We start from the raw sequence: 11567 nt of genomic DNA, 5'->3' as shown, positions 1-11567 counted from the left end.
TTTTGGCACCTTTCTTTCACTAAGGGCTGTGTGTAGTCTTTTTTTGAATGGAAAAAAGCCTAATTTATCAGAGTTCTGTCTACTTTTATACAATAATAAACAATGGTATATCAGCTGATCGGTAGGGATCCCGATTTTTTGCAGAGGAGTTGATGACTTGATAAAAAAAAACAGTCAAACAGAACCAACCACGTCTCATTTACGTGATGAACTCACAAATAATGAGCTTCTCATGTTAAACAAAGAACTTGATCAACGCAGAAAAAACATACTGTTGGCTTACATTAATGCACTGATTTTTGGTTTGTTTGGCGGGCATAGATTCTATTTGGAGAAAACAAGAACTGCTCTTTTAATGATTTTGATTACCGTTCTATCTGAAGTTCGTTATTCGTTTATTACGGTCATTTGGCTGATCATTGATCTATTCCTTTTACCTGAAATGGTACGACAGAAGAACCTAGTAATAGAAAACAGCATAGCACAAGAAATTTTGGAGAGAAGACAGAACTAAACCTCGTTACACATGCACCACTCCCACCTCTCAACTTTGGTTTTTGCTACAAAGATAAAACATAAACTACCGAGCAATATCATACTGTCATAAAAAATAACGATTTGGAGGAATGAATCATGGGATTCTTTGATGGACTAATTGGAAATGCATCAAAAGTACTACCTGGAGAAGTACAGAAAGAAATTGGTGATATTTTAATTGAAGACGAACAGGTCACAGCAGCTTTTAAATTAATTCGAGATCTAATCGTGTTTACCGAGAAGCGATTACTGTTCGTTGACAAACAAGGAGTAACCGGCAAAAAAGTGGACTACCACTCTATTCCTTACAAAAGTATTTCCCACTTCAGTGTAGAAACTGCTGGTCATTTAGATCTTGATGCTGAATTGAAAATATGGATTTCTGGTGCAGTGCAACCAACCATTTCAAAAACATTTAGAAAAGACAACCCTATTTTTGATGTGCAAAAGATTTTGGCACAGATGACTTGCTGAACAATTACCATTTTTTGATGAGATAAGGAGTTATTATCCATGAAAAATCCCTTTATAAGTTTTGCGTATATTCTTATCCTACCTGCTTTATTGATTTTTCTTCCCAAACCTTATAACAGAATTGTTCTGTTCGTTAATGGGTTGTACGTTGCTTATCACATAATCAAAGGATCGAAAAGTAAAACAAAAGCTGTTTTATTCTCGTGTACTCTCATGCTTGCATTAATTATTCTTGTTTTCATTTTCTAACACAGTATAGGTCGGATTTCGTAATAGAAGTTTCCTGAACCAAATTCAGTTCCTTCTAAATTTATCAGTATAAGGCAAAATCTCTTTATTAGGTTGGGCGTAAATGGCTGTTGTAGGATATTCAATTCTAGCAGTCATTTACACAGTTTGTCTGTTATGCGCTATTTGTTCTATTGTGTCTTTCAAACGTCACAACCGGTTAAATGGGTCGCTATTAATCATCATCCCAACTGTAATTATCATGGGTTTAACTGTGAATCGATGGCTATGGTTGAGTCGTACTATGCAACAATATTATTAAAGTTTACTAAATTTTTTCCTCAGTTCATCATAGAACCCATCAAATGAAAAATCATTTACCTCTCAGGTTGATTAGGGACAGGATCAAGAATGTATAAATTAAACAGAAGATTTGTCATATAAGGAATCTGGATTCAATCTCAAACGTTTAACAATAGGCTCATATTATGGTCTTAAATTGGCATCATTTTAATTATGAGATATTATGGACTCACGGTTTACGAAAAGATTCCCCTTCGATGGTGTATATTTATCATAATAAATAAAATAATTTTCAAATTAAAAAAGGCCGCATAGCGGCCGATAATAAAGAATAATTGTTAGTACTGCTTTCATATAAAACTAATAAACTTATTTTATTAGTGGTTTATAATACGCTGGTTGTCTTGAATTAATTAATTTATCTTGATTGAACCAGTTATTAGGTTGAATTGTTTTGAATTTAACAGCTAATGCTTCTTCTTTATTTGATGAAGCAACAATCGGTTGATCAAGTCCATATAATGGATCCAATGTATACAATGCACTTCTTCCTTTAAATCCTTTGGAAGTTCCAACGTAGTTGGAAATAATTGTGTAGCTTTGGGCATCAATTGATATTTCTGACCATAGTGGCATTGTGCCACTTGGATAAGGATTGGCAGACATTTCATGGTTGATCTCCATATTACCACCGAACTGACCATACCATGACGATGGAATGGCAATGATATCTGCACGTTGAACGGCAAACACACTTGAAATTTCAGGGAAGTTAACATCATTTCCAATCATTATGCCCACTTTCCCTAATTCATTGTTACTAAAAACAGGTAATGAATTTCCACGTTTTGCCCATTTCTTATCAAAAGAACTCAATTGAGCTTGTCTGTACTTACCATCAATTTTGCCGCTTTTATCCATCAATACTGCAGTATTGTAAAGATTCTTTCCTGATTTTTCAATCAATCCATAAACAATAGCTGTCTGATATTTTTGAGCCAATGTCTTCATAAACTTGGTTGTTTCTCCATCAATCCTTTCAGCATACGTAGACATTCTATGAAGTTTCAAAAGTTCAGAAGGTCCAGTCAGCGAAAGTTCAGGGAGGACGATAAGGTTCGGTCGTACTTCACTGTTCTTAATCTTACTGTCAATCAAATTCACTATCTTATCCTCATTAGATTTTTTATTACCTGGAACAGGAGTATATTGTATTGCTAGTGCGTTGACACTTTTGGGCTCACTCGTTGTTGTATAATCCCAAGGTCCAACTTTTAACATGATATCTTGATAAAGGTCAGGGCGACGCTCTTTCAGTCTTTTTTTATTGGCATTATTGTATTGCTTTGGATCAATTGTAGCATAAGTAATAGTCGGTTTATTGATGTCATCTTTTGGGGTTTTAATAAGTTTAGCTTCTGCCAACTTTTTTCCTGTTGGTGACCATACTGCACTAGCACCGATCATGTGAAAGCCTTTCTCAGTGTTTGAACGATTAGCGCTTACTATGTATAGACCATTCTCCATAGCTCGTGCTGGGAGAGCAGCAACTGCTTGAGCAGATGAATTTGTTGGAAAAGCCATAATATCTGCGCCATTTACTGCAGCTAGTCTCGCCATTTCTGGATAAGCAGCGTCCATACATATATTAATTGCAATGTTGCCCAGCTCTGTTTTGAAAACAGGAACACCTAAGTCTCCCCACGCTGCCCAATGTTCCTCTGTCTCCCACTGCTCCGTTTTACGATACTTTCCAATATACCCGCCTGGTCCTACCAATGCAGAAGAATCATAGTAAACATTTGTCTTAGGATCTTTTTCCGCCATACCAAAGACTACATATGCGTGATACTTTCTTGTTAACTTTGCAAATTTTTTTGTTGCCTTGCCTGGAATTGTATCCACAAATGGTTTAATGGCTTCGCGGTTTTTATAGTAGTAACCGGTTGTGGACATTTCAGGTGCTACGGCTAATTTCGCTCCGTGTTTAAATGCGGTTTCAATTTGTTTGTAAAGAGCATCAATGTTTTTATCTCTATCATTCAACTTAGGATTAAACTCAATCGAAGCAACTTTAAAGGACTTTAGTTTTTGAGTGTTAGATTTCGCCTCTGTATTCGTGTTTTCACCAAATGAAAAGGCAAAAAAAGATAATGCAATGATTACTATTAATGATACTGATAATATAATAGATTTACGATGAATCATGTTCATCTTTCCCTCACCTCAATTGTTTTTTGCTTATCTATGTCATATCTTATAACATGGATTGTAACCAATTATAGGCGTTTAGAGTTTAAACGTAAATATATTTCTGAAAATATTTTTTATTTAAAAATAAATTTATTTCATTAAATATATTCATTGGATAGAGTAGACCGTAAGAGAAATTAAAACAGTGCTTCCTGGAATAATACTGTTTACTTAACCAGAGCCCATAGATATTTCTTCACGCTCATTTCCGAAGGATTTGCTCTAAATAATGGCCCAATAAACTATGCGGCACTGCAATACGCACCGTACCACTCGTTTGTTTTGCGGATATGTCTTGCATTCAAATTTTCTTCAATTATTTTCATTGTCACTCCGATAAAACAATCAGGGAGGTGATTTTCATGGACGTTGCATCTGCATCGGTGGGTATGAATCAAGCATTACTCAGTCAGAATGTGAGCCTTGCGGTTACCAAAATGGCTTTGAACAGTGCTCAGCAAAGCGGAGCTCAATTAATTCAAACGTTACAAGCTTCAGATCCATATTTAGGAACGATCATCGACCTAAAAGCATAAAGATCAGAAAAATGTAACCCACTTGGGCTGCATTTTTTACTTTCACCGTTTCTTTACGTTCACAGATTCCGAACCGTCTCTCAGGCGAGCAAATCAGAATTTCATGTATGTCACGAAAAGTCGAAGAGTACATAGGAAATTCTTGATCCAACTCTTCTTTTTTGTATAACATAATTAACATTCTGAAAAACCAATGTTTCAATGTGTTATGATCGCCTTCATATAGATAGAAAAATCATTTCTAATATGGGGGCTACGCATTTAATGAAATTATTTTTGGAAAATAAGAATTTTTGTTTGTTGTTTTCAGCGCGACTCATCACTAATGTCGGTGATAGTATGTATTTCATTGCTGCGATGTGGCTTGTCTATCAATTGAGCGGTTCATCCTTTTACTCTGGATTAGCGGGTTTTCTCACCATGTTGCCTAGAGCTTTGCAATTCATCATTGGTCCAATCCTTGACCGGTATTCTATAAAACGTCTGCTGATAGCAACTCAAGCTGCTCAAGCTTTTTTCCTTCTCATCATTCCCATCGCTGCATGGTTCAATCTCCTTTCAGTAAATCTTGTGTTGATCATTATGCCTTTGGTTTCCTTTCTGAATCAATTTTCATTCCCAGCAGAGAGCGCACTTATTCCGCAGATTGTAGAAAAACAACAATTAGTTCAAGCAAACGGCTTGATGACGTTCGCTTATCAAGGAACGGAAACCGTATTTCAAGCAATTGGTGGACTCTTAGTCATGATACTCGGTGCCGTCTCTCTCTACAGTGCTGACGTCATGACCTTCCTCATTGCTATTCTCCTATTTGCTTCACTCATTCTTCCTAATCACAACGTTTCCCAGAAAAATAGTTCAATGCAAATGCAAATCCACCGTTATTTTTCAGATTTACAGGAAGGCTTTCAAATTGTAGTTCATTCAGTGATCGGAAAAATGATGGTTGCTTCGCTTGTGACGAACTTTGCATTAGGCGCACTGATTAGTAGTCTACCTGCATATGGGGCAACATTAGGTGGGTCTGGAATGTACGGGTTATTGATGGGTGCAATGGCGATTGGGAGTTTAATCGGGGCACTCATTGCAAAACGCTTTGAAAATAAGCCGATTGGTAAAATGCTGATTGGAGGCTATTTTATAGGTTTCTGTCTATGGATGGCTGCTGTACTTTCACCGAATCCCCTACTTACTGTCGTGCTCTTTGCGACAAGTATGATCGCGCCGGGATGTAATAATGTGCTCAATTTCACACTGATCCAAAGCATTGTACCTCGAACTATGCTTGCACGTGCAATGTCACTTGTTGCCAGTATGGCTACATGTATTATGCCTCTAGGCTCACTGGTTGGTGGATCCTTAACTTCCCTATTTGGACCAAAGATCATCTTTTTCGTATCCTCATTTGGCTTTCTCTTCTATTCATTATATGTGCTCACAATGCCAATTTTACGTCATTTACCATCAGCGGGGAACGCTGATCCGGAAAACTACGGATTTCCAGGTGAAGTAAATCCAATTCAAGAACAAGTGTAATAAAAGAATAAGCTGTTGACTGAGTAGAGATGGAATAGATCTGCTCAGTTTTTGTATACTGTTAATTTCATGCTGAAGGTGGCGTTTTTCTAAGACTAGCGACTGATTCATACGCGGAAGAACTTTGCTACATTGTATGTAGATAATAAGTTAGCTTAAGGAAGGAAGTTAGATGATGAAAGGTTTGATCCGCAATAAGAACTTTATGATCCTATTTATTGGTCGCTTGATTACAAATATTGGTGACAGCATGTACTACATTGCAGCCATGTGGCTGGTCTACAAATTAGGAGGATCTGCTTTTTACTCCGGTCTTGCAGGATTTTTAACCATGCTTCCACAAGCCTTGCAATTTATCTGTGGCCCAATGATTGATCGTTCTTCAATTCGAAAATTACTCATCAACACTCAGTTAATTCAAGCACTTCTCCTGAGTATCATTCCGATCGCGTATCGTTTTCATGTGCTCTCAATTTCACTTATTCTCATTATTATGCCGCTTGCAGCATTTCTTAATCAGTTTTCCTTTCCGGCAGAGAACGCATTAATTCCAAGAATCCTCCCAAGAGATCAACGAGTCTCAGCAAATTCATTAATGTCCGTTGCTGTACAAGGTACTGATGCTGCTTTTAATGCGATTAGTGGCGTACTTGTTGCACTTGTCGGTGCGATGGCGTTATATACTGCCGACATCATCACTTTTCTCATTACTGCTCTACTCTTTGCAGCACTTCAATTGCCAGAGAACCATGTAGAAAAAGCAAATCAATCACTAGGTGCACAAACAAAAAGATATTTTATCGACCTTAAAGAAGGATTTCAGCTTGTGCTCCATTCTTTACTTGGAAAGATACTTGTCGCGGGTGCGATCACCAACTTTGCATTTGGCGCAATGATGGCGTCCTTACCTGCCTATGCAGATTCACTAGGTGGGGCGAAAACATATGGGTTTCTGCTAGCCGGAATGTCAATTGGAGTACTTGTTGGCGCAGCAATCGCTGGACTCTTTGAACGTTTCGCATTTGGGCATTTAATGGTAATCAGCTATGCAGCTGGATTTATTTTCTGGATTGGTTCTGCACTGATTCCCATTTTCATTTTAAAAATTGTTCTCTTTGCAATGAGTATGGTTCCGATTGGTTTAAATAATGTACTCAGTTTTGCAATGATGCAAAATGTTATTCCAGAAAAATTACTTGCACGGTCGGTTTCTGTTATGGCAAGTATCTCTTCATGCATCATGCCACTGGGATCTCTTCTTGGTGGTTCCTTAGCCGCTCTATTCGGCCCACAGCTTATTTTTACACTGACCAGTGTCAGCTTGCTTTTCATAGCTGTTTATGTGAGTCTCGTTCCGATTCTTCGCAGGATCCCATCCGTACACAACGTTTGCCCTGATGATTTCGGCTTTTAATAAAAGATGGAGAGTAAATGATGTAAGAGTATTATCGTAGAAGAACAGAGAAAATGAAGCAGTAGGGAGATTCCCATACTGCTTCATTAGTATTTATATTCAATTATTCGTTAATCAACTGTTCACCAATGTGACGAATGATATGGCTTCTCGTAAGTAATCCCACAACATGTCGTTCATCATCGACGACTGGGATGCGCTTGATATGGTAATGAGAAAGCAATTTAAGAACGGAATCCAAATCTTTATCTTCATGAACCATCTGTAAATTCTTCTTTTTCATTAAATCTTTTACTTGCTGATCCAGAAGATCTCTTATTTTTTCGGTAGATAGATCAACACGAATCGCTGAAATTAATGAATAGAGATCATAGATGGTTTGCTGCTTGGGTGATAGTGCGCGTAACAAATCGCCATCGCTGATGTAGCCAACTAATCGATCGTTTCCATCCAAGACCGGAGCACCACCGATGTTGTGATCAATCATTGTCTTAATGAGTGACTTAATGGTATCCGTTTCACGAACAGTCACCACATTTTTGATCATTAATTGTTCGACAAGCATCAGCATTCGCCTCCTTAAGCGTTTGAACTATATCTTCTGTTTCTCTTATTATTATACCATGTTTATGTAACCGCTTAAACATTATCCACTCTGTTGTTCTGTCCCCTTCTTACTCACGAATCGCATAGAAAAATTCAATGTGTTGTTAAAACTGAGCCACTTAACTTTATGAGTCAAAACCATGTTGAACAAACTTTCTGCTCAAAGTGGCATAGTCATCTTTTTCAAGAATATAGTATTTTATGGGCAATCCTCATAAGGAGATGACAAGCGGACATGGATGTGTTAAAAGTTTCAGCAAAATCTATACCTAATTCTGTTGCCGGTGCCCTTGCACATGCAATGAGGGAACAAAAAACAGCGGAAATACAAGCAATTGGCGCAGGAGCGCTCAATCAAGCCGTAAAAGCCGTAGCCATCGCTAGAGGCTTCGTCGCACCGAGCGGACTTGATCTCATTTGCATTCCAGCATTTACAGATATTCTGATTGATGGAGAAGAACGGACAGCAATCAAGCTCATCGTTGAACCACGTTGAAAGGGTGTCATAAAGACCCTTTTGTCACTTCGATCAAATCTAAAGTGACTTAAAAGTGACCTAACGGTGCCAAAAAGAAATGGTTTGTCATGAATGAATGCGAAAATGTTCTCATGATGTTTCGTAGTGTTCTCGACATTTTGACTTCGCAAATAATTGTAAAAAAGACAGTTTCACCTATGCGTGAAGCTGTCTTTTTTATAGATTTATAGTCACCTTATAATCCATCAATCAAAAAACAAATGATCATCATTAATTAATATACGTTCGATTTTGCTTGCTTTACCTGTTTTGTCATTAACGTGAATCAGTACTGCGCTTAATTGGCCCGGCCCTTCTTCACTTTCAAAACGAACCGGCATCGATGTAAGGAAGCGTTTGGTCACCGATGCCCTTTGCACACCAATAATTCCATTATAAGGTCCGGTCATCCCGACATCGGTGAGATACGCAGTGCCCTGTGGAAAGATCCGTTCATCTGCGGTTTGAACATGGGTATGCGTACCAACAACTGCGGAAACAGTGCCATCCAAATACCAACCTAGTGCAAGTTTCTCACTCGTCGTTTCCGCATGCACATCAATAAAGATAATTGGTGTTTTCTTTCGTGCCTCGTCTACGAGCTGTTTTACAGTGCTAAATGGATCATCTAACGGTGGAAGAAAGACGCGTCCTTGTATATTAATCACAGCAACTTGGATATTATGTGGCAATGTCAAGAAGCGAAGCCCCGTTCCAGGTGTTCCTGCCGGGAAGTTTGCCGGTCGAACAAGTTGCTTGGCATCGTCAATAAATTCAAAGATTTCGCGATTATCCCAGGTGTGATTCCCCATCGTGAGCATATCCGCACCAACTTCAAGCAGCTGTCTGTAAATTTTCTTTGTAAGTCCCTTTCCATGTGCGGCATTTTCAGCATTCACAATTGTTGCCGTCGGATTAAACTTACTCTTCAATTTCGGCAGATAGTCTTGGATCATCTGCCTCCCCGTGCGTCCGTAGACATCACCGACAAATAGTATCTTCATTCTCCACGCTCTTTTCCGAGTACTTCTTTATTTCAATCTTAAATTCAAGTAAAAAAATATTGGCTGAGTTCACCTGATCCAAAGTCAAGAGCTGATTTGTTTCGGTTAATGCTCACTTGATCATTATCTAGTTCGTGAGTGCAGCATATGACCGATTACTCAACGTAAATTATTTAAATATAGTATAAAAAAGGCGGCTGTTCGCCGCCTTTCTTATTTCGCATATTCTACAGCTCGCGTTTCACGAATTACCGTTACTTTGATATTTCCTGGATAATCCAGTTCATTTTCAATCTTTTGGGTGATTTCATGCGCTAACTGATAGGACTTCGCGTCGTCAACGATATCTGGCTGAACAATGATGCGAATTTCACGACCTGCTTGAATCGCATAGGATTTCTCAACACCCTCAAAGGATTCTGAAATTTCCTCTAACTTTTCGAGCCTATGGATATACGTCTCAAGCGTCTCACGTCTTGCTCCAGGTCTTGCAGCAGACAATGCATCGGCAGCGGCCACAAGTACTGAAATGACAGAAGTAGCTTCCGTGTCACCATGGTGAGACGCGATACTGTTAATCACAACCGGGTGCTCCTTGTACTTCGTCGCCAATTCTACGCCGATTTCAACATGGCTACCTTCAACCTCATGATCAATCGCTTTACCGATATCGTGTAGAAGTCCGGCTCTTCTAGCCAAATGCTCATCCTCACCGAGTTCGGCAGCCATCATTCCAGCTAAGAAAGCAACCTCCACTGAATGCTTCAAAACATTTTGACCGTAGCTCGTTCTGAAGTGGAGTCGACCCAAAATTTTAATTAAGTCCGGATGCAGACTGTGGATGCCAACCTCAAAGGTTGTTTGTTCACCATAATCGCGAATTTTCTCATCGACCTCATGCCGTGATTTTTCAACCATCTCTTCAATACGTGCTGGATGGATACGACCATCCTGCACAAGTTTTTCAAGAGCAATTCGCGCAACTTCGCGGCGAATCGGATCAAATCCCGACAATATGACTGCTTCCGGAGTATCATCAATGATCAAGTCAATCCCCGTTAAAGTTTCTAACGTACGAATGTTTCGACCTTCTCGTCCGATAATACGTCCTTTCATCTCGTCATTTGGCAAGTTAACAACCGAAACAGTAGTCTCAGTAACATGATCAGCCGCACAACGCTGAATCGCTAGAGAAAGAATGCTTTTTGCTTTCTTTTCAGCATCTTCTTTCGCTCGTGTCTCAATGTCCTTTGCGATCTGAGCAGCCTCATGAGCCGTTTCCTGTCTCACTTGGTTCAAGATAAGCTCTTTCGCCTCATCATTAGTTAGTCCGGATATTCGTTCGAGTTCTGACTGCTGTTTACGCAGCGATTCCTCCACTTTGCTTTCCATCTCTTCAATTTGTCGACGTTTCTTGCTAAGAGATTCCTCCCTTTTTTCCAATGAACTTTCTTTATTATCGAGAGATTCGCTTTTTCGATCGAGCAGATCCTCTTTCTGCAAAAGGCGGTTTTCCTGCCTCTGAAGTTCATTTCGCCGATCACGTGCCTCATTCTCAGTCTGAGTTCTAAGCGTGTGAATTTCGTCTTTTGCTTCCAAGAGCGCTTCCTTTTTCAAGGCTTCCGCATCTCGGTGTGCATCATCAACGATTTGGCGTGCCGCAGTTTCAGCAGTAGCAATTTTTGCTTCAGCAATTTTCTTTCGAATGTAATAGCCAACAAACAGACAAACTACAGAGGTCAGCGCAATGGAGGCGATCATAACATAAGCTGTCATCATTTCACCTCCTTGCTTTTCCATATCATCAATAAGTAAAACAAATGTTTTTACTTTTGAATGATGCTTAACGTAGCGACAAATGGAAAGTAAGATCTTTCAGTGTTCATATTCGATTGCTCGTGATAACGAGTGGATTGAAAGGAACCTTTAAGCGAATTACTTTCTTTATCACCCTTAAGCATGTTCATGCGATAAGTTTACATAATCAAAAAATCAAAAACTTTGTAGTTACATGTTCATTGTATAATTGCCTATTTGGGTTGTCAACCTTACGCAATCCAAGCATTGAGGAAACTACTGTTATTTTCTGATTTTTCAACATCATTAAAAGCGTTCACACCACAAAAAAGAACTTACACCACGATACAGGTGCAAGTTCT

Annotated in this window: 10 protein-coding genes; 6 read left to right on the top strand and 4 right to left on the bottom strand. The window is 39.0% G+C overall.

The genetic code is table 11. The features are described from left to right. Positions 1–157 precede the first annotated feature (157 nt). Both NIE32_RS01400 and NIE32_RS01395 read left to right on the top strand, forming a co-directional pair. Positions 158–514 (top strand): TM2 domain-containing protein, encoded by a 357-nt coding sequence (locus NIE32_RS01400; RefSeq protein WP_253052235.1) that lies wholly within the window; start codon positions 158–160, stop codon positions 512–514. A gap of 119 nt (positions 515–633) precedes the next feature. After that, on the top strand, positions 634–1011 hold the full coding sequence (locus NIE32_RS01395; protein ID WP_253052233.1) for a PH domain-containing protein: 378 nt from the start codon (positions 634–636) through the stop codon (positions 1009–1011). A gap of 900 nt (positions 1012–1911) precedes the next feature. Here the strand turns inward: NIE32_RS01395 and NIE32_RS01390 are convergent. Continuing rightward, positions 1912–3756, bottom strand: coding sequence for a nitrilase-related carbon-nitrogen hydrolase (locus NIE32_RS01390; RefSeq protein WP_253052231.1), 1845 nt, complete (start codon positions 3754–3756; stop codon positions 1912–1914). Between the two features lie 401 nt (positions 3757–4157). Between NIE32_RS01390 and NIE32_RS01385 the strand changes: the two genes are divergently transcribed. The 3 genes from NIE32_RS01385 (at position 4158) to NIE32_RS01375 (ending at position 7281) form a co-directional block, all read left to right on the top strand. Continuing rightward, a complete protein-coding gene (locus tag NIE32_RS01385) occupies positions 4158–4331 on the top strand; it encodes a YjfB family protein (RefSeq protein WP_253052229.1) in 174 nt (57 codons plus the stop codon). A gap of 264 nt (positions 4332–4595) precedes the next feature. Beyond that, positions 4596–5867: an MFS transporter gene (locus tag NIE32_RS01380; RefSeq protein WP_253052227.1), complete on the top strand. Its 1272-nt coding sequence runs from the start codon at positions 4596–4598 to the stop codon at positions 5865–5867. Positions 5868–6039: 172 nt separating this feature from the next. Then, positions 6040–7281 (top strand): MFS transporter, encoded by a 1242-nt coding sequence (locus tag NIE32_RS01375; protein ID WP_253052225.1) that lies wholly within the window; start codon positions 6040–6042, stop codon positions 7279–7281. A 103-nt stretch (positions 7282–7384) separates the two neighbouring features. Here NIE32_RS01375 and NIE32_RS01370 read toward each other — a convergent pair whose 3' ends face one another. Then, on the bottom strand, positions 7385–7846 hold the full coding sequence (locus NIE32_RS01370; RefSeq protein ID WP_253052223.1) for a CBS domain-containing protein: 462 nt from the start codon (positions 7844–7846) through the stop codon (positions 7385–7387). A gap of 276 nt (positions 7847–8122) precedes the next feature. Between NIE32_RS01370 and NIE32_RS01365 the strand changes: the two genes are divergently transcribed. Next, the gene (locus NIE32_RS01365) at positions 8123–8383 is read left to right on the top strand and encodes a stage V sporulation protein S (protein ID WP_253052221.1); all 261 of its coding nucleotides are present in this window, start codon (positions 8123–8125) and stop codon (positions 8381–8383) included. 227 nt (positions 8384–8610) lie between these two features. Here the strand turns inward: NIE32_RS01365 and NIE32_RS01360 are convergent, their stop codons facing one another. Together NIE32_RS01360 and rny are read right to left on the bottom strand one after the other, a co-directional pair. Continuing rightward, positions 8611–9408 (bottom strand): TIGR00282 family metallophosphoesterase, encoded by a 798-nt coding sequence (locus NIE32_RS01360; RefSeq protein ID WP_253052219.1) that lies wholly within the window; start codon positions 9406–9408, stop codon positions 8611–8613. 213 nt (positions 9409–9621) lie between these two features. Then, positions 9622–11187: a ribonuclease Y gene (gene rny / locus NIE32_RS01355; protein WP_253052217.1), complete on the bottom strand. Its 1566-nt coding sequence runs from the start codon at positions 11185–11187 to the stop codon at positions 9622–9624. Between the last annotated feature and the right edge of the window lie 380 nt (positions 11188–11567).

Origin of the sequence: Sporolactobacillus kofuensis, from assembly GCF_024125425.1 — a bacterium.
GTDB lineage: Bacteria > Bacillota > Bacilli > Bacillales > Sporolactobacillaceae > Sporolactobacillus > Sporolactobacillus kofuensis.
Note: the sequence above shows the minus strand (reverse complement) of the source record. Positions and strands in the feature narration are given on the sequence as shown.